This is a genomic window from Chitinophaga sp. Cy-1792, assembly GCF_011752935.1.
GTDB lineage: Bacteria > Bacteroidota > Bacteroidia > Chitinophagales > Chitinophagaceae > Chitinophaga.
Window position 1 is genome coordinate 1,638,716 of sequence record NZ_VWWO01000002.1, and the last position, 24,566, is coordinate 1,663,281.

A 24,566-nucleotide genomic window follows, 5' to 3' on the forward strand; every position below is an offset into this window, starting at 1 on the left:
ATCTCATTTGAGATTGCTTTTTTATTTTATTCCGGTAATTGCTTAAAATATTTTCTTCACTAAAACTATTTATTAAAACTCCCCGTACTTATCCCGGCCTCTTATTTACCGGTAAAATAGCAGCCAGTTCCAGACTGAAGTTAATTGTTTAACTAATAACCTTGTTATGGCAAACAAACAGCATTTGGCTGAACCAGCTACGGGTGGCATACCCAGAAGAAAGTTTCTGATGCAGGCTGGTATGGCTTGTACTGCGGCGATGATAATATCGTCCTGTAAAAAAGATGATGACAATAATAATACCCAGCCGGCCGGCAGTATTGATCTGGGTAACGGAGATATTGGTATCCTCAATTATGCATATGCATTGGAGCAACTGGAGGCGGCCTTTTATACCCAGGTAGTGTTAACCCCTTATGGCGGTATCAGTTCTACGGAATTGTCACTGCTGACGGATATACGGGACCACGAGATAGCTCACCGGGAATTCTTTAAAGCAGCCTTAGGCGCTTCGGCCATTCCCGGATTACAGGTGAATTTTTCAGCGGTAGATTTTACTAAGCGCGACAGCGTGCTGGCCACAGCAAAAGCATTTGAAGACCTGGGCGTTTCGGCCTATAACGGTGCCGGACAATTAATTGCCAATGGTCAGTATTTATTGCTGGCAGGAAAAATTGTATCTGTGGAAGCCCGGCACGCGGCCTATATCAGGGACCTTATCAGTAATGGTTCATTTGCTGACAATACCGTGGTAGATATGAACGGACTGGATATGGTGAAAGATCCAACAACGGTATTGTCAACGGCAGCGCCCTTTCTTAAATCAGTATTATGGGCAGGCAATCTTCCTAAAAAGTAATATTTCAGTAGCAGAATTCCTCACCCTGATTAAAAAAATTAGTTATGAAAATACTGGATATCATTGAAGAAATGTCGCATGAAGATCCTGAACTGCCGGAAAGATTAGACACCAGAAGATCGGCCATGTCCAGATTTGCCGGCTTAGGTGGCAAACTTGCATTGGCAGCATTGCCACTGGCATTGGGGGGCCTGTTAAAAAAAGCATACGGACAAACAACCAGCAGCATAGTGGATATTCTGAATTATGCATTGACGCTGGAATACCTGGAATCTACTTTCTATACAACCGGAGCCGCTTCCGGAGTGGTGCCTGCCGGTACGCCGGCGGTAGCTGCCATCAATACTATACGCGACCATGAGAATGAGCACGTGGCGTTTCTGACATCCGTGATCAAATCCATGAATGCAACACCGGTAACAAAGCCCAATTTTGATTTTACCGCAGGAGGGACGTTTCCTAATGTATTTACCAACTACGATACCTTTCTGGCAGTAGCCCAGGCATTTGAAGATACTGGTGTAAGAGCCTATAAAGGAAGGGCCGTGGAACTGATGAGCAATAGCGTAGTATTAACTGCCGCCTTACAGATCCATTCTGTAGAAGCCCGCCACGCCTCACATATCCGTCAGATGCGGGCGGCAAGAGGCGCCAATGAAAAACCATGGATTACCGGAAATGACACCGGCGGCATAGGTCCAGCCGTTCAAAGTTCCTATAACGGAGAAGAAAATACCATTCAGGGAGGCGTAAACATTACCAACTTCGTAAATATAAATGCAGCCACTGAAAGCTTTGATGAACCATTGACAGCTTCACAGGTGCTGGCCATCGTTAAACCTTTTATCGTATAAACAATTTCATCATCATTTTTAATCAGGCATTTATGAAAAATGTAATAAGGAAAGCCATGACAGGATGCTTTATGATGGCATTAGGTTTTATGGTATTGAATCAACTGGTAGTTAATAAGGCACAAGCTGCTGTTGTCACACCTGGCGTCACAGAATGGAAACAATCGTCAACAGGTACCTGGCCTGGAATGAAAGACGGACAAACCTACTGGTATAAACTGGATAACAAGGCTATGCTGTGGTGGAGCACCGATGGCAAAACATGGGAACAGGTGAAAGACCAGGACTGGGCAGATAAATCTGGCAAATGGCTCAAAATAAGCCATAAAAAACTGGTATGGAGCGCAGATGGTAAAACCTGGTCGGAAGTGCCTGAGTGGAAATGGGAAGGGTCAGATGGTAAATGGTATAAGTTCGACAGCAAATGGATGCTGTGGGTGAACGAATAAATAAACAATGTCTTTGATTCAGTACTCAGATAAATAGCACCGCTAACTACCTCTCCGTGTTTTACCTCACTGGAGAGGTAGCCGGTGCTCAACCTGGTAATTAAATTAAGCTCACCATTTTTATCTTCCGTTGAAGGGCCCGGTTACATACAATGAACACGAATTGGTCGCGTTACTACAACAGCGTATCGAACCGGCATATGAGTACCTGTTCGATAAGTATTCCCGTGCCTTATATGGCGTTATTCTTGATATCATCCCCGACCGCGAAATAGCCGCTGACACCCTTCAGGAAGTCTTTCTGAAAATATGGCGGTTAATCGATAAATATGATCCCGGAAAAGGAACTTTATTTACCTGGATGTTCCAGATAGCCAGAAGCACATCGATAGATATGGTCAGAAGTAAAAACTGGTTAAAAACGAAACTAAACGTTGAATTGTCCGATAGTCATATGGCCATGCCAGATAATAATAAAACAGCTTTTGAAGATATTGGTCTCCGTAAGGCAATAAAAGGCCTGAGGCAGGAACACAGCGTTTTAATAGAACTTTCTTATTTTCAAGGATACACCCAGGAAGAAATTGCCCAAATGCTGCAACTACCGCTAGGAACTGTTAAAACAAGACTGAGGGCCGCCCTGATTCAATTACGAAAATTTATCGCTACATAACATTGGATATACAGGCATACATACAAAGTGGAGCTGTTGAAAGCTATGTTTTGGGATTGTCTGACCCGCATGAAACTGCTGAAATGAAGGGTCTGATACAACAATACCCTGAACTGGCCGCCGCCGTAACTGAATTTGAACGTGCACTGGAATCTGCTGGTACCTGGTCCCATACCCCCGCACCTTCAACCGTCAGAGATGATTTTTTACATGCAATAAAAAATACATCGCCTCTTCAACAGACCACCATCACGTCTCCGAAGTCGGCCAACAGCCGGAAATTTATGCGCATAGCCGCTGCATTGTTACTACTGTTAGGCATCAGTGGCATATGCAATATACTGTTGTTCCGTAAATATGAAGGCGTTACCCGTGAATACTACTCATTGCTCGGTAAAACGCAGGAACTCCGGGCCGGCAAACAACAGGCAGAAAACAATATCAATACCATCCGGCAGGATATGGGTATCGTTTCTGCACGGGCAATAAAAAAAATAATCCTTTCAGGAGTACCAGGAAAAGAAGACCACCAGGTAACCATTTACTGGGATACCACCAGCCACAAAGTATATCTCTTTCAGGAAAAATTACCAGACGCACCTGCAGGAAAACAATACCAGCTATGGGCCATAACAGAAGGAAATCCAGTGGATGCAGGCCTGTTGGATAATTGCCACGGCCTCTGCAAAATGAAAGACATCGGCAAAGCACAAGCATTCGCCATTACTCTGGAACATACCGGCGGAAACATCACACCTTCCACCGATCAGTTATATGTAATGGGAAAAGTTCCGATATAAAATATGGGTGGGATAATTCTCTTTCCTGATACCGTAAATCCGTATGTGGTCAGCATTGTATGCTAAAATGAAAAGGCGATATCTGCATAACAGATACCGCCTTTTTTACAAGTATCATTCCTTATTGCAATAGTACTACCGTACCTGTTTTCTGGACGGTCTTACCTTCGGTATCAATTGCTTCGGCTATCCATACATATGTTCCCAGTGGCTGTATAACCCCGTTTAGCCGGCCATCCCAGCCAGTGGACTCACTGCGCGATTCAAAAATCTGCTGGCCGTTGCGGTTAAAGATCCGGAAATATTTCAGCTGCTGCATGCCGCGTAACGAGATGTGCAGAATGTCATTCCTTCCGTCGTTGTTGGGCGAAAATGCATTTGCCACCAGGATATCTGTATAGGGTACCGCAAGTACTACCAATGTGTCTGTCGTCTGACAACCGGATTCCATCGTCATGGATATCTGGTATAACTGGCTATGCTGCAAAGTGGTAACAGGCTGCGGACTGGTCGGATTGTCTAGTCCCGTTGCAGGCGCCCATAAATATTCACTTCCATTGGTGGTTCTTGCCCTTAATTGGGTAGGTAAGCCTGCGGAAGTACGGATGTTGGGCAGACGCACCGGCTTTGGAGGTGCCACGGTTTTAATACTCTTGTAAATGCTGGTGGCCAACTCAGGACACATATCCGGTATAGCCGTCAACGTTATATTGTAAATGCCGGCATTGGCAAAACTGAATTGCGGATGAAGATCACTGCTTTGCTGGCCGTCATCTACAGACCAGGTATAGCTTACTGCGCCACTCTGCGCCACCTGTGATTTATTGGTGAAATTGACCGGCAGGTTAATACAGTATTTATCATAGCTGAAGTCCGGTGCAGGTGCAAACAGTCGGGTCAGGGTAATATCATTGGTGGCAGGAGCAGAGCAGCCATTTGCATCAGTAGCAGTAGCGGTATAGGTGCCTGTTTCTGTGGCATTGAAGGTGCTGCCGTTTCCAGCTAATACTTTATTATCCAGCGACCATTCCATAGCATAATTGCCGGAAGCTATCAGCGTAGAGGTAGCATTAGGTCCGCAAAGGGTTTGGGCAGAGGCTGAAATAGTGACAACTGGTTGGGCCTTTACCAGCAAAGTACCGTTGATATAGGTAATCGTATAGTTGCTGGCGTTAGCGCCACTGGCAATTACCGGATAATTTCCTGGCGTGGAGCTTTGCTGTGCCGTGGTAGTTACCACCGGCTGTGCAGCCAATACCTGCGCCGTTTCGCCATGTACAAAGCCTGTGTAAGTCACACTCAGTGAAGGGTTGGCATCGTTCAGACACTTCACGGCGTCATTTGCGGTGATGGTAAGGATTGCCGGTGTAATAGTCAGGTTGCCGGCACTGAAGCTGATGTCATAGTTTCCGGAGGTCAGGCCACCAGGGAGAATACTATATCCATTCCCTGTATTAATGGCCATCTGGGAAGTGCCGCTATAGGTCAGGTTACCTCCCAGCACGGTAGCGGCTTCTCCGTTCACAAGGCCATTGCAGGTGATGCCGTTGCCGCCCGTGTAAGCGTTACCATCATACACTTTGGTGGCATCATTCGCTGTTATTATCAGCGGAGCCTTGCTGATGGTCAGACTGCCAGCTGCATAACTGATGTCGTAGTTGCCGGAAGTATACCCTGCCGGGCTGATTACATAGCCGGTTCCTGCATTGATAGCATGTTGGGAGCTGCCTGTAAATACTAATACACCACCAAGTACGCTGTTGTTTTCCCCGTTCACAAATCCGCTATAGGTCACTGTTCCGCCGGTGTATTCCAGGCCGTCATAAACCTTTTGTTGATTGTCTGCCGTAACGGTGAGTGCCGCCTTGCCTATATTCAGTGTGCCTGCGGTATAAGTAATGTTATAGTTGTCAGATGTATAGCCAGTTGGCATAATCGTATATCCGTTACCGGCATTGATGGCGCCTTGTGAAGTACCGGTATAGGTGAGTGTGCCGCCTAGCAGGTTTTTAGTTTCATTATTTACAAAGCCGCTGTAGGTAACGTCTTTGCCACCGGAGTAGGCGAGGCCATCGTAGGTTTTGCTGTCATCATTGGCCGTGATGGTCAGTGGTGCTTTGCCGATGGTTAGCGTGCCATTCTGGAATTGGATAGTATAGTTGCTGGCAGTTAAGCCGCCAGGAGTAATAATATAACCCGTTCCTGCATTAATAGCACCCTGTGAGGTGCCAGTGTAGCTCAATGTACCATTCAGTACGTTTTTACTTTCGCCAGGTACAAAGCCATTATAGTTGACATCGTTGCCGCCCGTGTATGGGAGGCCGTTATAGGTTCTGCTGTCATCGTTGGCGGTAACTATCAGGACTGCAGGGTTGATCGTGAGGGTACCATTAACAAAACCGATATCATAATTGTCAGATGTTAAGCCACCCGGAATGATCGTATAGGCGTTGCCGGTATTGATAGCTGTTTGGGAAGTACCTGTATAAACGAGGCTGCCACCCAATACTGTCCTGGTATCACCAGGTACAAACCCGGTGTAGGTAACGTTATAGCCACCGGAATATACCTGCCCGTCGTAGGTTTTACTGGCATCTGCCGCTGTAATGGTCAGCGGAGCCTTGGTGATGGCCAACGTGCCGTCTGCAAAGTCAATTGTATAGTTGCCTGAGCTGAGACCGCCTGGAGTAATCACATAGCTATTGCCAGCGTTGATAGCGCCCTGTGAACTGCCGCTATAACTTAAAATACCTGTCAGAACGGATGCAGTTTCGTTGTTTACAAAGCCGCTATAGGTTACATTGCCGCCGGAGAATGGCTGGCCATCATAGACTTTACTTTCGTTACCGGCAGTGACGGTTAAGGCAGCTTTGGTAATATCCAGGTTCCCCTTTTTATAATTGATATCATAATTGTCAGATGTATAGCCAGTTGGCATAATCGTATATCCATTCCCTGCATTGATGGCGCTCTGCGAGGTGCCTGTGTAGGTGAGTGCACCTGCCAGTACGGTTTCGTCTTCATTGTTTACGAAGCCGGCGTAGGTCACGCCTTTACCTCCAGTGTAAGGGAGACCATCATAGATTTTACTATCGTCATTGGCAGTGATAGTCAGGGCCGCTTTGGTGACCTCCAGTTTCCCGTCTGTATAGGAAATAGCATAGTTGTCAGCTGTCAATCCGCCTGGAGTGATCACATAGCTGTTGCCAACGTTAATAGCGTTCTGTGAGGTGCCGGTATAGGTGAGCGTACCACTCAGTACATTTTCGTCTTCACTGTTTACGAAGCCTGCGTAGGTCACGCCTTTGCCACCTGAGTAGGCGAGGCCATCGTAGATTTTACTGTCGTCATTGGCAGTGATGGTCAGGGACGCTTTGGTGATCTCCAGTTTCCCATCTGTATAGGAAATAGCATAGTTGTCAGCTGTCAATCCGCCGGGCGTGATCACATAGCTGCTGCCAACGCTAATGGCGTTCTGCGAGGTGCCGGTATAGGCGAGCGTGCCACTCAGCACATGTTCGTCTTCATTGTTAACGAAGCCGGTATAGGTCAGGCCTTTGCCACCGGCGTAGGCGAGGCCATCGTAGATTTTACTGTCGTCATTGGCAGTGATGGTCAGCGGAGCTTTGGTGATATCCAGTTTCCCCTCTGTATAGGAAATAGTATAGTTGTCAGCTGTCAATCCACCGACTGTGATCACATAGCTGTTGCCGACATTGATGGCGTTCTGTGAGGTGCCGGTATAGGCGAGCGTACCACTCAATACATTTTCGTCTTCACTGTTTACGAAGCCTGCGTAGGTCACGCCATTGCCACCGGCGTAGGCGAGGCCATCGTAGATTTTACTGTCGTCATTGGCAGTAATGGTCAGAGATGCTTTGGTGATCTCCAGTTTCCCATCTGTATAGGAAATAGCATAGTTGTCAGCTGTCAATCCGCCGGGAGTGATCACATAGCTGTTGCCAACGCTAATGGCGTTCTGCGAGGTGCCGGTATAGGCGAGCGTGCCACTCAGCACATGTTCGTCTTCATTGTTAACGAAGCCGGTATAGGTCACGCCATTGCCACCGGCGTAGGCGAGGCCATCATAGATTTTACTGTCATCATTCGCGGTGATAGTGAGTGGTGCTTTATTGATGGTGAGGGTACCTTTTTTAAATTCAATATCATAATTATCAGCTGTGAGTCCGCCGGGGATGATGTCATAGGTGCCTGCATTCACTGCCTGATCGGCAGTGCCAGTGTAGGAGAGTGTACCCTGTAATACGTTTTTATCTTCACCGTACACGAAATCCTTATAGGTCACAGTGTTCTTAACGCCATCATATGCAATCCCGTCGTAAGTTTTGCTGACATCCACCGCGGTGATGGTGAGTGGGGCTTTATTAATGGTAAGGGTAAATGTGGTGCTGGCGGAAGCATAAACGTCATCGCCGCCTTGGTATGCGGTGATGGTTACAGTACCTGCTTTTTTGATACTGATTTTCCATTTGTTTCCGTCGGCAGCATCCTGGTAAGCTTTTGCTATAGCATCGTCCGCAGAAGTATAGCTGACCGGAAGCCCGGAACTGGCAGTTGCTCCTGGCTCAAATGGCACATCGCCGTATGTTTTGGTGATATTGGAGGCTGTTACCGTTTGAGGTTTGTAATTGCTTTCATACGCACCAATGTCAATGATACCGCCACTACCGAAGTTGGTTACACGGAGATTTCCTGCAAGGTCTCTGCTGGTGGCCGACAAGCCATTGTAACTAGCGTTGTTTCCTTTATCTATTAATGGACTTGCACCTGAAAGTTGGTAATTCCCCTGCGTGGTTGCACTGAATGATGGCGCCACCGGGCTTACAAATTGTGGATTCAGTGAGCCTGATAATATATTGGTTCCTGTTAATGTTGGAGTGCCTTCTATCAGCACATTTGATACATTTGGTATCGTGTTGTTGGCAACCATCTGACTGCTGTTTCCACTGATGACCGTATTATAAATATTGGTGCTGCCTCCATCGATGTATAAGGAGCCTGCGGCAGGGGAGGAATTGCCTGCGATGGTGGTGTTGATAAAGGTGTTTGTGCTGTTAAGTGATTGTGCCGCACCCCCACTGTTGCTGGCAAAATTCCCCGACAGTAATGCATCTGTGATATTTACAGATCCGGTAGAGGAGTAGATGCCACCACCTATTATACCTGTATTTCCCTGTATTTTCAGGTGGTCTCCGGTTAAATTACCATCTATCTGCATGAATATGGCCCCACCATACCCCAGGCATTTATTGTCCTTGAAGTCTGCATATTTTAGTGTTACATTCGAATTTTGCACATACATAGCTCCTCCGTGATCGGCCGTATTATTGGACATGACCGTATTAGTTATAATATTATTAGCCGAAAAGGCAATTGCTATTCCGCCTGCACTGGAGGATTTATTATTACTTATCTGCACATTGTCCATTACCAGGTTAACATACGGAAAGGAGACAATACCCCCTCCAAACATGGTAGAACTGTTTTTGGTAACGATCAGGTTTTTTAAAATAACAGGGGTGGTATTCGCAGCCGAAGCAGAAATAAATATCCCTCCACCATAATTGGAAAGGAAGCCGACGCCATTCACATTAATGTTGGAAGTGCCATCGTTTGCTATTCCGTCAGAAATGGTAAATCCATCCAGTATGATGTTGTTCAGGTTGCCTCCGGCAATGACCACATGTAGTGCGTTTGTCTGGCTGCCACTGATCACACCCAGATCTCCTGATAAGGTACTGGTATTGGCAGTATTGGTGATGTCCCTGTCTGCCAGCGCTATTTCTGTGCCGGCGAAGTTGCCGTAAACAGCCGTATTCGCAGGAATAACGAATGACCTTGCCCTGTCGTTGGTGGAATTATTGGCTGTATATAAGGGGATATATTTACCTCCCGCTACCCAGATCTGGTTCACCGTTCCTGGATTGTTTATTGCATATTTCAGCGCATCCGACAGTTCTCCATAAGCATCTGCCCAGCTGCTGCCGGTTCCTGTAGAACCCTTTTTTACGTATAGCCGCCCGTTAGTATCCGGCCCGGCAAAAACAAGTGGTTGATAACAAAAAAAGAAAAATACTAGTAGGCGTAAAAGGTGACGTTTCATTTACTTAGACCGGTTGTTAAAACAGATAACTATGCATCGTCCCTATCTGCTGATGATTGCATTCACCAGTGTATAGGGGCTCGACAGATAACATTGACAGGTCTTTCGTCGGGTAGGGTTAAAGATTAACGACAAATATATAAAATATTTTTAACAAGATAGATGATTGATATATGTATATTATTATAGGGAGATAATTAAGTTATCGCCAAATGCAACATAATCATCTGCCTATATAGTTATTATTAATAAATAAGAAGCAGGAAAAATCAGATATATATCCGATATTTATTTAGCAGACACAAGAATAATTTCCGGCAGAATTTATTTCTTGCGGCTATTTATTTTTTAATTAAATTCGGTGAGTTGTTATCGGGTTAACACACTAATTATTATATATTTAGCATTCCAGCTGAATGAAAAATTCAGACCTTTCCTAAAAAATTTCTTCGTCGTAATTAAACTAAAGTCATAAGTCCATTGTCAAACTAATTCGCCAGGATGATAAACGACATGTATCCATTAGTGAAGACAAAAAGCAGGGAAGTATTTGGTAAGCACTATATTTATGGCACCTTTCTTCTCCTATTATGCGTTACTATTCCCCGTGCGGCTTTTAGCCAGCAGGTAGATGATAGTATTCCCTCCTTGTCACTCCAGCAGTGCATCGATTATGCATTGCAGCACCAGCCGGCATTACAGCAGGCCGTCATCGGTACCAGCATCGCCAAAACGACTAATCAGATTAATCAGTCGGGATGGTACCCTCAGGTGGGTGTTACGGCCAATCTTAATCATTACTTACAACGACCAACCACCTTATCTAATATCAACGGTGTGCAAACGCCTGTGCAAACAAGCCTGGTTAATACTTCCACACCAGGAATAGGCGTTACCCAGGCCATTTTCCAACCCAGTCTCATATATGCGTCAAGGATAGCCCCACTGAGCCTTAAAAAGGCGGAGCAGACATTAGACAGTACCAAGATTGATCTGGTGGTAAACGTAAGTAAATCATACTACAGCCTGTTACTTACCCTGGAGCAGATAGGAGTATTGAAAGAAGATACCGCACGCCTGGGAGAAAGCATGCGCACCTCTTATCATCAATATGTTGGTGGAATAGTAGATGAAACAGATTATGAGCAGGCGAAGATTACACTCAATACATCCATGGTGCAACTGATACAAGCCAACGAAAGTGTATTCCCGCTATACGCAACATTAAAACAGTTGATGGGCTTTCCCTCAAAACAACAATTTAATGTAGCATATGATAGTGCCCAGATTCAGCAGGAACTTACCATCGACCTGTCGGAAGAATTACAATATGATAAGCGAATAGAACTGAAGCAATTAAGAGTAATGCAGGATATGCAGAAGGAACAAACCAGGTATTTTTCAAAAACCTATATCTTCCCCACACTCTCCGGCTTTTTTAATTACAATGCTTCCTTCCAGAATAATTCCTTTGCTAAATTATATAATGTTGCATATCCTAATTCTATCGTAGGGTTGACACTCAGCATGCCTGTATTTGCAGGGTTCTACAGAACAAAAAATGCGAAACTCTCCAGGTTGAATGAACAAGTGCTGAACTGGAGTGAAGTAAACCTGAAATCGAATATATATACGGAATATGCTACTGCATTGGCAAACTATAAGGGCAACTATTATAATATGCAACAAATGAAAGATAACGTTGACCTGGCAAAGCGCGTGTATTTTGTTGTTGACCTGCAATACAAACAGGGGCTGGTGCCTTATCTGAACGTCATCACTGCTGAAACTAATCTGCGAACATCAGAACTTACATACCTCACCGCATTATTCCAGACTATTTCCAGCAAAATCGACTGGCAGCGTGCCCTGGGAGATGTGAAGTACTGATAATTTTTCTGCAAACAGTAAAATGGACTCTATGAATAGCGTAACAAGATACGCCATTGCAATACTAGGAGTGACAGGATTTATGTCCTGCCAGCAGAAACCACCTGCATCCAATCCGCCTATACCTGTAAATTTATACACGGTAAGCAGTAAAGCAGTCACCTACTATGATCTGTATCCATCTACCGCACAGGCCCTCAGCCAGGTGAATATCATACCTTCTGTTGTAAACGGTTATGTTACTGCTATCAATGCAAAAGATGGTAGTGATGTGAAAAAAGGTCAGCTGCTCTATGAAATTGATAAAAGCATATACCAGGCAGCCTATGATCAGGCAGTAGCTAATCTGAAAGTAGCCGAAGCCAATCAGGTGCAGCAACAACAGGATGCCGACCGCTATGTTTACCTGAATAAATATAAAGCGGTGGCTACTCAGCTATACGACCATGCCGTTATTGCCCTGGAAACCGCTAAAAGCCAGACAAAAGCCGCCCAGGATGCTGTAAAATCAGCTAAAACAAACCTGAGCTTTTCTAATATATACGCACCCTTTGATGGAACGATAGGAATAAGCCAGGTCAGACTTGGCACAGTAGTCACCGGCGGACAAACCATCCTCAATACCATCTCCACCAATGACCCTATGGCAGTGGATTTCCTGGTAAATGAAAAACGGGTAATCGCTTTCGAAAAATATAAACTCGATAGTAAATCCATGCCCGACTCACTGTTCACCCTGAAATTACCGGACAATTCCCTCTATCCTTACCAGGGGAAAATTGCTGTAATTGACCGCGCCGTAGATGCACAAACTGGTACTATCCTGGTCAGGCTGGTATTCCCCAATCCGCAACACCTGCTGAAGGTAGGCATGAGCTGTGTAGTGCGTATACGCAATACGGATACCAGTCCGCAGATGGTCGTACCCGGAAAGGCAGTGGTAGAACAAATGGGGGAATATTTTCTCTATGTGGCTAAAGATACTGCCATGACATCCAAATCACCTGCAGCAGCCAAACCGGCCACAGATGACCAGCAAGCCAGTAAAACGCCACGCCTGCATGCCATCCAGAAGAAAGTGAAGCTTGGCCAGACAATAGATTCCACCGTCATTGTGTTGTCTGGTATCAGCGATGGAGATCGTATAGTCGTGGATGGTATCCAGTCCATACACGATGGCTCCCTTATTTCACTTGGAAATAAAAAGCCAGGCGCAGATACTACTAAAAAGAAATAAATATCAGGATAACGAAGCAGGCACCGCATGATTGCAAATACTTTCATTAAACGACCGGTAACAGCTATTGTCGTATCAATATTATTGGTACTGACAGGGAGTGTCTGTATCCTAAACCTGCCGATAGATCAATATCCGGATATTACACCTCCTGTTGTACAGGTAAATGCACAGTATATAGGTGCAGATGCACAGACCGTAGAACAAACAGTGGCCACTCCGATTGAAGAGCAGGTAAATGGAACGCCGGGGATGGAGTATATGCAGAGTAACAGCTCCAATAACGGCAACATGCTGGCCACCGTTACCTATAATATCGGCACGGATATCAATATTGCTACGCTGGATGTACAGAACCGTGTAAGCATCGCTACACCGCTGGTGCCAAGTGCCGCTACCAGACTAGGTATTACCGTTCGTGCGGTAAACCCCAGCATGCTGATGATGGTGGCCCTATACTCACCACAAGGTACACACGATATTACCTTCCTGGATAACTATACCAATATATTTATTCAGGATGCCTTACTACGTGTGCCCGGTGTAGGTACTATCAATAGCTTCGCTGATAATTTCAGTATGCGTATCTGGATGAACCCTGAAAAAATGGCATCCTATAGTATTACGCCGCAGGATATCATCAACGCACTGAATGCACAGAATGTGCAGGTAGCCGCAGGCTCCGCAGGCGTACCGCCGCAAGCCCGGTACCAGACTTTTGAACTGGGAATTCTCGTGAATGGCCGTTTAAGCAAAGTACAGGAGTTTGAAAATATTATCGTTAAAACCATCCCTGCAACTGGTGCCCTGGTGTACCTCAAAGACGTGGCAAGAGTAGAGCTGGGAAAATTCAGTTTTTCCAGTAACTCTTTTGTCGACGGACACCGGGCCTCTTATCTGCGTATTTACCAGGCGCCCGGAAGCAATGCCCTGGAAACAGCAGCAGGCATCTATAAACAGCTGGAACAACTTAAAAAATTCTTTCCATCTGACGTGGCCTATGCCGTACCTTTCGAAGCCGTGACAGTGGTAAAGGTTTCCATGACAGATGTGGTGGTGACCCTCCTGATGACGCTGGGCCTCGTTGCAATAGTGGTTTTTGTATTTCTGCAAAACTTCCGCTCTACCTTAATACCGGTACTGGCAATCCCGGTATCTATCTTTGGTACTTTCTGTTTCTTCATACCGCTGGGCTTTACGATCAATACCCTTACCATGTTCGGCTTTGTGCTGGCCATCGGTATCGTGGTGGATGATGCCATTATTGTGGTGGAAGCTGTTCAGCACTATATGGACGAAAAAGGAATGTCGCCGAAAGAGGCTACCTACCACGCCATGAAGGATATCTCTGCTCCGGTAATAGCCATCGCGCTGATACTGGCCGCAGTATTCGTACCGGTAGGGTTTATCCCTGGTATAGTAGGCCGACTGTATCAGCAGTTCGCCATCACCATCGCCATTTCCGTTATCATCTCCGCATTTGTGGCGTTGTCGCTTACACCTGCATTATGTACGTTGCTGCTGAAACCTTCCGATCCGGATAAAAAGAAAAAAGGTATCAGTAAAATATTTGAACACTTTAATGCCTGGTTCGAACGGATTACCAAAAGGTATGTAAAAGGAGTCGATAAAAGTATTAAGCGTTCTGCCCTGATAATTGTTTTATTGCTGGTCATCTGCGCAGCTGCCTATGTTTTATTCCAGCATAAATCCTCAGGATTTATTCCTTCGGAAGATGATGGCAACCTGTATGTTACTTACCAGTTGCCACCTGCTGCTTCTACGTCCCGCTCTGTGGAGGTCATGAATAAACTCATGAAGGTGGTGACAGAAACACCCGGAGTAGGCCACTATGCGGCATTATCCGGATTAAACGTTATTAATAATGCCTCCAATTCCAATGCGGGTACAATTTATCTTCAGCTAACGCCATGGGATGAACGAAAGAAAGAAAGTGAACGGGTGCCTGGCATTATTACGGAACTGAGAAAGCGTATCGCCGACGCCGGTATAAGGGATGCCAACGTGGAAGTAGTGCAGCCTTCTCCACTGCCTGGCGTAGGTGCCACCGTTGGCTTCAGTATGCAGATAGAACAAAGAAGTACCAATGATGATCTGCATGCATTCGAAAATGTTGTCAATAAATTCGTTGCAGAAGCCAATAAAAACCCGGCCATTTCCGGCGCCTATAGCTTCTATAATGCACATACGCCAGGCTTCAGCGTTACGGTAGACCGTGAGAAATGTGAGAAGCTGGGCGCAGATATCGGCGATGTATTTACCACCATACAGGCATTTATGGGAAGTATGTATATCAATGATTTCACGGTGTACAACCGCACCTTCCACGTAGTGGTACAGGCCGATACCGCCTACCGCAACCTGATCTCCGACATGAATAAATACTATGTCAGGAACTCAGCCGGACAAATGCTCCCACTCAGCACACTGGTCAGCTATAAAACCGTTGAAACTTCTCCGCTGATATCTCACTTCAATATCTTCCGCTCTGCGGAAATTGATGGGGTATCCGGACAGGGATACAGCACTACTGAAACGATTGCAGCGCTGAAACAGGTGGCAGATAAGGTATTGCCGGATGGTTATACCTACGAATTCTCCGGGCTTAGTTACGAGGAAATCAAGGCAGGATCTACCACGATCTATATCTTTATATTCTCCATCACCTTCGTGTTCCTGTTCCTGTCGGCCCTGTACGAAAGCTGGTCGGTACCGTTCTCCGTATTACTGGCCGTACCTATCGGGGTATTTGGTGCCATCTTTACGCTATGGCTGGTGCCCAGTCTGACCAACAACGTATATGCACAGATTGGTATGATCACCTTGATTGGTCTCGCGGCGAAAAACGCTATCCTGATCGTGGAGTTTGCAAAAGTGCGTGTAGACAGGGGAGAAGACCTGGTAGCATCCACGCTGGAAGCCGTAGGACTTCGTCTCCGCCCGATCATCATGACTTCCATGGCCTTCATATTGGGAGTACTCCCGCTGGTGCTGGCCACCGGCGCAGGTGCTGTATCCCGCCGTACCATTGGTTTCACGGTGTTGGGAGGTATGATCGCAGCATCTACCATTGCAATATTTGTGGTGCCGGTATTATTTGTGGTGATCACCAGGTTATCTTATGGTAAGAAGAAACTGGAATGGTTAAAAGCCCATCACGAGAGCCTGATGGAGAAAGCAAGAAAAATAGAACAACAGGATATAGACCCGGAACTGGAATTTGAAATACAACGTTCCAGAGATTTTAATAAACCTGACAGCGAATGATTTCGAGTACATTTATAAAGAGACCAGTAACGGCCATTGTGATATCTATCGTACTCACAATGTCGGGTCTTATTTGTATGTACAACCTGCCGTTAGATCAGTTTCCGAAGATCACCCCGCCGGGAGTAAGTATCAGCGCCAATTATACCGGTGCTGATGCACAGACAGTAGAGCAAACAGTTACAGTACCTATAGAAGAACAGGTAAACGGGGTGCCGGGCATGATGTATATGCAGAGCACCAATACACAGTCGGGCTCCGCAAATATCAGCGTAACCTTTAATGTTGGTACCAACGTAAACATTGCCACGCTCAACGTACAGAACAGGGTAGGGCTGGCCTCTCCCATATTACCATCTGTAGTGAGTCAGCTTGGTGTAACCGTGCGTGCACGTAACCCGGACCAGCTCATGAACCTGGCCATTTACTCACCCCATGGCACACACGATATTTCTTTCCTCGATAACTATACCAGTACCTACATCGTAGATGCGCTGCTGCGTGTGCCGGGTGTAGGGGATGTACAGTCGCGCGGTAACCCTTTCAGTATGCGCATCTGGATGGATCCAAAGAAAATGGCCTCCTACAGTCTGATGCCCTCTGATGTGATCACAGCGTTACAGAAACAGAACGTTTATATTGCTGCCGGCGCTGTTGGCGCACCGCCACAGTATAATAAACAAACGAACGAGTATACAATCCTTGTAAACAGTATGCTCAGTAAGCCGGAGCAGTATGAAAAGGTAATTGTCAAAACAATTCCTGCTACGGGAGAGCTGGTATACCTGAAAGACATCGCCCGGGTACAGCTGGGACAGTTTAGTTATGGCAACAAAGGGTTTGCCGACGGCAATCGTGCTACTACCGTGATGGTGTACCAGTCGCCAACCAGCAATGCGCTGCAAACAGCTGAAAACGTATATGCGGCACTGAAAGAGCTGAAGAAATCCTTTCCGCCTGATGTCGATTATATGGTGCCTTTCGAAAACGTTACCATCATCCAGGTATCTATTGCTGAGGTGGTGAAAACTCTTTTTGAAGCACTGGGACTTGTTGTACTGGTAGTATTCCTGTTCCTGCAGAACTGGCGTTCAGCCATCATTCCCATTATAGCTATACCGGTATCCATCATCAGCACCTTTATCTTATTTATACCATTGGGCTTTACGATCAATACCCTTACACTGTTTGGGTTTGTGCTGGCCATTGGTATTGTGGTAGATGATGCGATTATTGTGGTAGAAGCCGTCCAGCATTTTATAGACCGGGAGAAGATGTCGCCCAAAGAGGCTACCTATCGCGCGATGAAAGAGATTTCGGCGCCGGTGGTCGCTATTGCGCTGATCCTGGCTTCAGTATTTGTGCCGGTAGGCTTTATTCCTGGTATTACCGGAAAACTCTACCAGCAGTTTGCCATCACGATCGCTATCTCTGTCGTATTTTCCGCGTTCATCGCGTTGTCACTTACACCTGCACTATGTACACTGTTATTGCGTCCTACTCCGGAAGAGAAAAAGGAAAGCTGGATGCGCAAAATGTTCCGCCGCTTCGATGAGTGGTTCGACAGGATCACCGTAAAATATGCCAACGGTGTGAAGATGAGCATAAAATATACCGGCCTGGTGGTGCTTACCTTACTGATCATCTGCTTAGGGACTATATTCCTCTTCAAAAACAAGCCTGGTGGCTTTATTCCTTCCGAAGACGGGGGAAGGGTGATGATTGGTATTCAGCTGCCGGAAGGTTCTTCCACGGCGCAGACAGAAGCCGTGCTGGAAAAGGCCATGAAAATAGTGGCTGAAACTCCTGGTGTATTGCATTACAATGCTATTTCCGGTATGAACGTGCTGAGTGGTGGTGCTACTTCCAATGGCGCCAGCATTTTCTGTATGCTGCAGCCATGGGACAAGCGTACCACGCCCGATTTGCAGATTCCGGGCATCATGGATGTTATTAAGAAACGTATAGCCGCTTCCGGTATCAAAAATGCAAGTGTCACCGTGAATGCCTCACCGGCCATCCGTGGCCTGGGAACGGCTTCCGGCTTTAGTATACAGGTACAGCAGGGTAGTACCAACGATGATATTCATGCCTTCGAAACAGTTATGAATAAATATGTGGCTGCCTTGCGCAAAGAACCTGCCACCGCTACCGCGTATTGTAACTATTCTGCCCATACGCCGGCCTTTGAACTGAACCTCGACAGAGAAAAGTGCCAGAAGCTGGGTGTCAATGTAGCCGATGTTTTCAGTACTATTCAGGGCTTTATGGGGAGTCGCCTGGTAGGCAACTTTACCTTATACAACCGTACCTACAGGGCAATTGTACAGTCAGATACCACCACGCGCGCACTGATCAGCGACCTCAATAAATATTACGTACGTAATTCAGTAGGAGAAATGCTGCCATTGAGTACACTGGTGAGTTATGTACCGATTTCCACTGCTCCGCTGATCACACACTTCAATATCTTCCGTTCTGCGGAGGTAGATGGTGCTACGCCACTGGGTTACAGCACCGGACAAGGTTTGCAGACGCTCAAAGACGTGGCCGCAAAGGTTTTACCAAGAGGATATACCTATGAGTTCTCCGGACTCAGCTACCAGGAGATTCAGGCAGGTTCACTAACGATCTATATCTTCCTGTTCTCTATCATCTTCGTTTTCCTCTTCCTGGCAGCATTGTACGAGAGCTGGTCTGTACCGCTGTCGGTGATGCTGGCCGTGCCGGTAAGTGCGTTTGGAGCCATCTTCGCATTAACCACCATGCCTTCCCTTTCGAATAACGTATATGCGCAGATAGGGCTGATTACATTGATAGGCTTGTCTGCCAAAAATGCCATCCTGATCGTAGAGTTTGCAAAGGTCCGGGTAGACCGTGGCGAGAACCTGATCAAATCTACCCTGGAAGCGGTGAAGCTGCGCCTACGCCCGATCATCATGACTTCGCTGGCCTTTATCCTTGGGGTGATGCCAATGGTGCTGGCTTCCGGTGCGGGGGCGCAATCACGTAAAACCATCGGTGTAGTAGTGCAGGGCGGTATGGTCGCTTCTTCCTGTATTTCTATCTTTATCGTACCTGTGTTGTATGTGTTGTTTACAAGAATTAGTTATGGTAAGAAGAAGCTGGCATGGCTTGCAGCCAACCATCAGTTACTGCTGGAGAAAGAGAAAAAAGTGGAATCCATGAGCATAGACCCCGAGTTGGAATATGATATCGCACAGGAACGCGAAGAAAAGAATGCAGATGCGCAAGGGCCCCAAAATCAATAAGGTTGTCATAGATCAGCGCTTTATGTTATTATTATCAGGTCATTTGACCACCATGTGTATGTCTTTCCGGCATTTTCCTGTTTAATTTTAATTCCATTCTAATTTTTACGTACATACCTATAGGTTACTTTTGATTTTCAATTGATAATGGAAAAAAAACTATGCAAAACCTACAACGGATACTCGTACTGCTTTTTTTTATCACGTTACAACTTACAGCCTATGGGCAAACAGATTACATCAATCTGGGTAATAAACAATACCAGCTGCTCGACCGGTTGGATATCCGGACACAGAACGACTCCCTGCTGGGGTTCACTGATGTGAAGCCCTATAGCCGAAAGAAGGTAACAGAAAGTGTTTTGCGGATAGATTCCCTGGATAAAGCAGGCGCGCTGCCCTATCATCTTACCAAAGTAGACAGGTACAATATCCGGAGTTTACTCACCGATAACTGGGACTGGGCGCCGGATTATGACGGCAGAACCATTAAGAAACCAATATTTGGTGTTTTCTATAAAAATCCGGGATCGTTATATGCCGTGAATGTTCCCGATTTTAAACTGGTTGTTAACCCGGTACTCAACCTCCAATATGGTCATGCAAACGATGGTACAGGCAGTATCTTTGTAAATACACGCGGGATAACACTTCGCGGTACTATTGCCAACAAAATCGGGTTCTATACTACACTGACGGATAACCAGGAGCGTGATCCGCTGTATGTAAGGGAATTTGTGGCAGACCATAACGCAGTGCCCGGAGCCGGCTTCTTTAAATATTATCATACTAACGGGTACGACTACTTTGATGCCAGAGGAGGGATTTCGTTCTCTGCTACCAAATATTTTAATTTTCAATTTGCCTATGACAAGCTATTTATCGGCAATGGATTCAGAAGCCTGTTCCTGAGCGATTTCAGTAATGATCTTTTATACCTGCGGATTAGTACACGTATCTGGAAATTCGACTATGAAAATATTATTTCGCAGACGGTTGCTCCCTTCCTGCCATATGACCAGGGAGGCCAGCGCGTGATCCGCCCGCAGAATTATATGATGATGCACCATCTTTCGCTACAGGTATGCCGATGGCTGAATCTGGGCTTCTATGAGAATGTGATGGAAGATGGAAAGAATGGTTTTCAGTTAGCCTATCTTAACCCGGTGATTTTTTACAGAGCGGTAGAGCAGCAACAGGGCGCCGTAGGAAAAGCCAATGTAGGGTTTGAATTTAAAGCCAATGTGGCAAAATCTCTGCAGATATACAGCCAGCTGCTCATCAATGAATTTGTGACGAAAGAGGTCTTTCATTATAGTCGGGGTAACTATGCCAACAAGCAGGGACTACAGATTGGTGTGAAATATATCGACGCGCTGAATATCAGGAACCTGGATTTACAGGCAGAAGCCAACTTCGTACGTCCGTATACGTATACCAATTATGACAGTGTTACGAACCTGACTCATTATAATCAGCCGCTGGCACACCCGCTGGGCGCTAATTTCAGAGAATATATCGGTATCGCCAAATACCAGCCTGTTCCTAAGTTGTACCTTACCGGAAAGCTGATGTACCACTTACAGGGGCTTGATTCAGCTGGCGTCAATATGGGTAGTAATATCTTCCGTAGTTATGATAGCAGGCCCAGAGATTACGGTTTCTTTATTGGTACCGGTATTCCGGTAAACAGCACCATGGCGTCTTTTGCGGTGTCGTGGGAACTGTTTGAAAATCTCTTCCTGGATGGTAGTGCCACCTACCGGACGTATAATGTGCAGGATCTACCTAAAAACAATACATTCTTTTTCTCATTTGGTGTCAGGATGAATATACAGCCGAGGGAATTTAATTTCTGACGATATTTTAATCAAGGCAGGCAAATAAAAAAAGGTCTCTCTGGATGGCAGAGAGACCTTTTAATTTTTATCAACAAGCAGAAAATCATCTACCTGAAAAATCTATGCTGTTTCATCATCTACAGGGGAATCCGGGGCATTCGTTTTCACAGATGAGATGCCGTTATCCCTGGCAGCCGCGGAGGAGTACATCTGGCTGGTACCGATAACCTGCCCGTTGGAGGCTTTCAGGTTAAAATACTCTTTGCCATTTGTCGCTACTTTTTTATCATAGTGTGCATCTATCTGTGAGTTGGTCCTGACAGAGGCAATCCCGTTCTCACAATTTGCCTTGGTGGTATATCCTTCACTGACAAGGATCGTTTCACCATTAGCCGCGTTGAGTTTAAAACGAAACTCACCATCGGAACTTTTGGAGATAACAAATTTTCCCATATAAGCATGATTTTGATGTATCCTGAAGTTACTGAATTAAATTCATATGCTTATGGATGGTAGCTTAACGAAGCAGGCACATGGTTTTCGTTTATAAAAGAATATTATACTTTCTCCTTAGCTATCTTTTCATTTAAAAGTTGCAAACCACGGTCATATTCATCCAGCCATTTATCCATCATTGCTTTGGTAATGGCCTTGGGGCCGTCGAATGGGTTGCCCAAACCGCGCTGCTTTAATTCAGGTCCACCTTTATGTAGAATAGGCACATATCCCCTGGCACCTGCAGGTAGTTGCGCTTTGCAGGATTCGCCGCATAAATTAGCCAGTAATGGCATTACATGTGATCCTACTTGCAGGTTGATCCAAAACTGGTCTGTTTCTTCCCATGTCATCTCTTTCCTGCAAACACTGCAACAGACATGCTCATTATCGTATCGCAAAGGATTATCCCTTAATGATGGGAATGGTTTTCGGGTCTTGAAGTTACCATACTGGGCTCTTATACTAATGTGGGTGTAGTTAAGCGCTTTGCAATGCGTAAGTTCATACGGCAGCCATTTCAACTCCTCCGAAGGATACGGTACAAAACTTTTTAATGCTGTCATCTGACCAATTTCAGGTGGAATTAGCTTGATATTGCTACCAGACAAGCGTATTTTCTCAACGGTTTTCAACTTGGCAATGGTAGCGGGTAATGTCTGTATTTCTGCAAATAGTTCCCGTCCCAGATAGTCGGCAGGCGAAAATTCCGTTCCATTTTCTGCGGCTACTTTGTCTATATAGTCACATAGCTTCTGCCAGGCGGCCCCTTGCTTATTCTGTCTGGGCATCCGGAATTTAGAGATATTCATAGGTAATAGCATTAATCATCTGTGTAAGATAGGAGATTCCCCTGTAATTCTAAGTAATGCAGCATCCTGCCCATTTCAGGGTTGGTTTCAGGCACATAAAGCATCCGTGTTAACCAGCTGTTTTTTTGTTTAGAGCGGCAGGTTGGAAGATATCTACCTGAAAAATCTACACATGCATTACTATCAGCGATTTGGATTTTTCACATATTGAAAATAATTTCATGTTCTCAAATCCGCAGATGCGGTAGCTTAAATAACTTAAAGTTCTTTGCCCCATTGCGTCTGGACGGGTAATCACCAAAGAAAACCCATGCCATTCATGTGTATTGAGCATATATGAAAGCCTTTTTTTAATAACTAAAATCTGATATGCTGGATCATTTTCCGTTTTATTTAGTCCTGATAGTGCTCATTGTACTGTTAATCATGCTGGCCAACCGGATAAAGGTGGCTTATCCTGTATTATTGGTGCTGGCCGGACTATTCATCAGCTTTATTCCGGGTATTCCCGTACTGAAGATAGACCCTGAGCTGATCTTTATTATTTTTCTTCCGCCCTTGCTGTACGAATCGGCCTGGGCCAATTCCTGGAAGGAACTCTGGCATTGGAGAAGGATTATCGGGAGTTTTGCCTTTGTGGTGGTATTCCTGACTGCCATTTCTGTAGCCCTGGTAGCCAATGCCTTTATTCCTGGTTGTTCTTTGGCTTTAGGTTTCCTGCTGGGAGGCATCGTTTCGCCTCCGGATGCCGTTAGCGCCAGCGCTATCCTGAAGTTTGTAAAAGTGCCTAAAAGGATGTCGTCTATCCTGGAAGGTGAAAGCTTACTGAACGACGCCTCTTCCCTGATCATCTTTCGCTTCGCCATGATTGCGGTGGCCACCGGCCAGTTTGTATGGTACAATGCAGCATTGAGCTTCCTGTGGATGGTATTGGGAGGTGTGGTGATCGGTATCCTGACTGGCTACTTTTTCCTGAAGGCCCAGAAATGGTTGCCTACAGATGTAAATATGGATATTATTCTTAGCCTGGTTACTCCTTATGCCATGTACATTATAGCGGAAGCTGCCCACGCTTCCGGCGTACTGGCTGTGGTGAGTGGCGGATTATTCCTTTCTTATCACCGGCATGAATTTTTAAGTGGCTCCTCCCGGCTCAGGGGAGAGAACGTCTGGCAAAGCGTGGTATTCCTGCTAAATGGTATCGTATTTATTATCATCGGGTTAGATCTGCCGGAGATCACCTCAGGACTCCGTTCCGAAGGAATCAGTTTCTATGAAGCTACCGGTTATGGCCTGCTGATCACATTTGTACTGATTGCCGGAAGAATGCTGGCAGCCTGGGGAGCTGTTATTGTAACCCGTATTGCGATGAGGTTTATCACAGTGGCCGACAGAAACCCTGTAGGCAAGGCGCCTGTGTTGCTTGGCTGGACAGGTATGCGTGGGGTTGTTTCCCTGGCAGCAGCGCTGTCGGTGCCGGTAATGATAGGCAACACCGACGTACCTTTTCCGCATAGAAACCTGATACTGTACATTACCTTCATCGTGATACTGGTGACCCTCGTGTTACAGGGACTGACACTGCCTATACTTATCAGGAAAGTAAAACTCCCCGACTGGCCTGATCATTTACCTAAAGAGGAGACAGAAAAAATGATCCGCGATGAGATGGCCCGGGAATCGCTGGAATTCCTTTCTACCCATCATCCGCAGGAAATGAAGGAGAGCTTCCTGTTACGACAGCTCACCAACAGGTATACCACCCAGCTGATTTCTGCAGAAACGCTGAACCTCTCACCGGAAATTAAGGATATATACAGTCAGATACTGGAAAGACAACGGCAGTTGCTCCTGCGTAAAAATAATAGTGAGGAGAGGATTGATGAGGAGATTGTCAGGGAATATCTGCATAGGATAGACCTGGAGGAAGAGAAGATGAAATTGAAATAAAAAAACGGCATTTGCCGTTTTT

General features: G+C 45.8%; 14 protein-coding genes. 11 read left to right on the forward strand and 3 right to left on the reverse strand.

The features are described 5' to 3' along the window. Window positions 1-166 precede the first annotated feature (166 nt). The 5 genes from F3J22_RS20860 (at window position 167) to F3J22_RS20880 (ending at window position 3,635) form a co-directional block, all read left to right on the forward strand. Window positions 167-859 (forward strand): ferritin-like domain-containing protein, encoded by a 693-nt coding sequence (locus tag F3J22_RS20860; RefSeq protein WP_167019867.1) that lies wholly within the window; start codon window positions 167-169, stop codon window positions 857-859. A gap of 44 nt (window positions 860-903) precedes the next feature. Continuing rightward, the gene (locus tag F3J22_RS20865) at window positions 904-1,713 is read left to right on the forward strand and encodes a ferritin-like domain-containing protein (RefSeq protein ID WP_167019868.1); all 810 of its coding nucleotides are present in this window, start codon (window positions 904-906) and stop codon (window positions 1,711-1,713) included. A 32-nt stretch (window positions 1,714-1,745) separates the two neighbouring features. Continuing rightward, window positions 1,746-2,162: a hypothetical protein gene (locus F3J22_RS20870; RefSeq protein ID WP_205195485.1), complete on the forward strand. Its 417-nt coding sequence runs from the start codon at window positions 1,746-1,748 to the stop codon at window positions 2,160-2,162. A gap of 163 nt (window positions 2,163-2,325) precedes the next feature. Then, complete coding sequence (locus tag F3J22_RS20875) at window positions 2,326-2,835, forward strand: sigma-70 family RNA polymerase sigma factor (RefSeq protein ID WP_240155136.1); 510 nt, start codon at window positions 2,326-2,328, stop codon at window positions 2,833-2,835. Between the two features lie 83 nt (window positions 2,836-2,918). Further along, window positions 2,919-3,635, forward strand: coding sequence for an anti-sigma factor (locus F3J22_RS20880; RefSeq protein WP_167019870.1), 717 nt, complete (start codon window positions 2,919-2,921; stop codon window positions 3,633-3,635). Window positions 3,636-3,756: 121 nt separating this feature from the next. On the opposite strand, the gene F3J22_RS20885 is transcribed toward F3J22_RS20880, so the two are convergent. Continuing rightward, a complete protein-coding gene (locus F3J22_RS20885; RefSeq protein ID WP_167019871.1) occupies window positions 3,757-9,759 on the reverse strand; it encodes an MBG domain-containing protein in 6,003 nt (2,000 codons plus the stop codon). 501 nt (window positions 9,760-10,260) lie between these two features. On the opposite strand from F3J22_RS20885, the gene F3J22_RS20890 reads away from it, so the two are divergent. From F3J22_RS20890 to F3J22_RS20910, 5 genes are all read left to right on the forward strand, one after another. Next, the gene (locus F3J22_RS20890; protein ID WP_167019872.1) at window positions 10,261-11,649 is read left to right on the forward strand and encodes a TolC family protein; all 1,389 of its coding nucleotides are present in this window, start codon (window positions 10,261-10,263) and stop codon (window positions 11,647-11,649) included. A 31-nt stretch (window positions 11,650-11,680) separates the two neighbouring features. Continuing rightward, the gene (locus F3J22_RS20895; RefSeq protein ID WP_167019873.1) at window positions 11,681-12,886 is read left to right on the forward strand and encodes an efflux RND transporter periplasmic adaptor subunit; all 1,206 of its coding nucleotides are present in this window, start codon (window positions 11,681-11,683) and stop codon (window positions 12,884-12,886) included. Between the two features lie 27 nt (window positions 12,887-12,913). Then, the gene (locus tag F3J22_RS20900; protein ID WP_167019874.1) at window positions 12,914-16,174 is read left to right on the forward strand and encodes an efflux RND transporter permease subunit; all 3,261 of its coding nucleotides are present in this window, start codon (window positions 12,914-12,916) and stop codon (window positions 16,172-16,174) included. Next, window positions 16,171-19,446, forward strand: a complete 3,276-nt coding sequence (locus F3J22_RS20905) for an efflux RND transporter permease subunit (RefSeq protein WP_167019875.1) — start codon at window positions 16,171-16,173, stop codon at window positions 19,444-19,446. The genes F3J22_RS20900 and F3J22_RS20905 overlap by 4 nt, the downstream gene beginning before the upstream one ends. A gap of 161 nt (window positions 19,447-19,607) precedes the next feature. Beyond that, window positions 19,608-21,305 carry a hypothetical protein gene (locus tag F3J22_RS20910; RefSeq protein ID WP_240155137.1) on the forward strand — a complete coding sequence of 566 codons (1,698 nt, stop codon included), beginning with the start codon at window positions 19,608-19,610 and terminating at the stop codon, window positions 21,303-21,305. Between the two features lie 102 nt (window positions 21,306-21,407). Here F3J22_RS20910 and F3J22_RS20915 read toward each other — a convergent pair whose 3' ends face one another. After that, window positions 21,408-21,740, reverse strand: a complete 333-nt coding sequence (locus F3J22_RS20915) for a YegP family protein (protein WP_167019876.1) — start codon at window positions 21,738-21,740, stop codon at window positions 21,408-21,410. A 104-nt stretch (window positions 21,741-21,844) separates the two neighbouring features. Further along, window positions 21,845-22,594 (reverse strand): leucine-rich repeat domain-containing protein, encoded by a 750-nt coding sequence (locus tag F3J22_RS20920; protein ID WP_167019877.1) that lies wholly within the window; start codon window positions 22,592-22,594, stop codon window positions 21,845-21,847. 369 nt (window positions 22,595-22,963) lie between these two features. Between F3J22_RS20920 and F3J22_RS20925 the strand changes: the two genes are divergently transcribed. Further along, on the forward strand, window positions 22,964-24,544 hold the full coding sequence (locus F3J22_RS20925) for a Na+/H+ antiporter (protein WP_167019878.1): 1,581 nt from the start codon (window positions 22,964-22,966) through the stop codon (window positions 24,542-24,544). The last annotated feature ends 22 nt before the right edge of the window (window positions 24,545-24,566 follow it).

Excerpts from the sequence above, each read along its gene's own strand:
- F3J22_RS20860 (WP_167019867.1), top strand. The coding sequence starts at position 167 with ATGGCAAACAAACAGCATTTGGCTGAACCAGCTACGGGTGGCATACCC.
- F3J22_RS20865 (WP_167019868.1), top strand. The coding sequence starts at position 904 with ATGAAAATACTGGATATCATTGAAGAAATGTCGCATGAAGATCCTGAA.
- F3J22_RS20870 (WP_205195485.1), top strand. The coding sequence starts at position 1,746 with ATGAAAAATGTAATAAGGAAAGCCATGACAGGATGCTTTATGATGGCA.
- F3J22_RS20880 (WP_167019870.1), top strand. The coding sequence starts at position 2,919 with ATGAAGGGTCTGATACAACAATACCCTGAACTGGCCGCCGCCGTAACT.
- F3J22_RS20885 (WP_167019871.1), bottom strand. The coding sequence starts at position 9,759 with ATGAAACGTCACCTTTTACGCCTACTAGTATTTTTCTTTTTTTGTTAT.
- F3J22_RS20890 (WP_167019872.1), top strand. The coding sequence starts at position 10,261 with ATGATAAACGACATGTATCCATTAGTGAAGACAAAAAGCAGGGAAGTA.
- F3J22_RS20895 (WP_167019873.1), top strand. The coding sequence starts at position 11,681 with ATGAATAGCGTAACAAGATACGCCATTGCAATACTAGGAGTGACAGGA.
- F3J22_RS20900 (WP_167019874.1), top strand. The coding sequence starts at position 12,914 with ATGATTGCAAATACTTTCATTAAACGACCGGTAACAGCTATTGTCGTA.
- F3J22_RS20905 (WP_167019875.1), top strand. The coding sequence starts at position 16,171 with ATGATTTCGAGTACATTTATAAAGAGACCAGTAACGGCCATTGTGATA.
- F3J22_RS20910 (WP_240155137.1), top strand. The coding sequence starts at position 19,608 with ATGCAAAACCTACAACGGATACTCGTACTGCTTTTTTTTATCACGTTA.
- F3J22_RS20915 (WP_167019876.1), bottom strand. The coding sequence starts at position 21,740 with ATGGGAAAATTTGTTATCTCCAAAAGTTCCGATGGTGAGTTTCGTTTT.
- F3J22_RS20920 (WP_167019877.1), bottom strand. The coding sequence starts at position 22,594 with ATGAATATCTCTAAATTCCGGATGCCCAGACAGAATAAGCAAGGGGCC.
- F3J22_RS20925 (WP_167019878.1), top strand. The coding sequence starts at position 22,964 with ATGCTGGATCATTTTCCGTTTTATTTAGTCCTGATAGTGCTCATTGTA.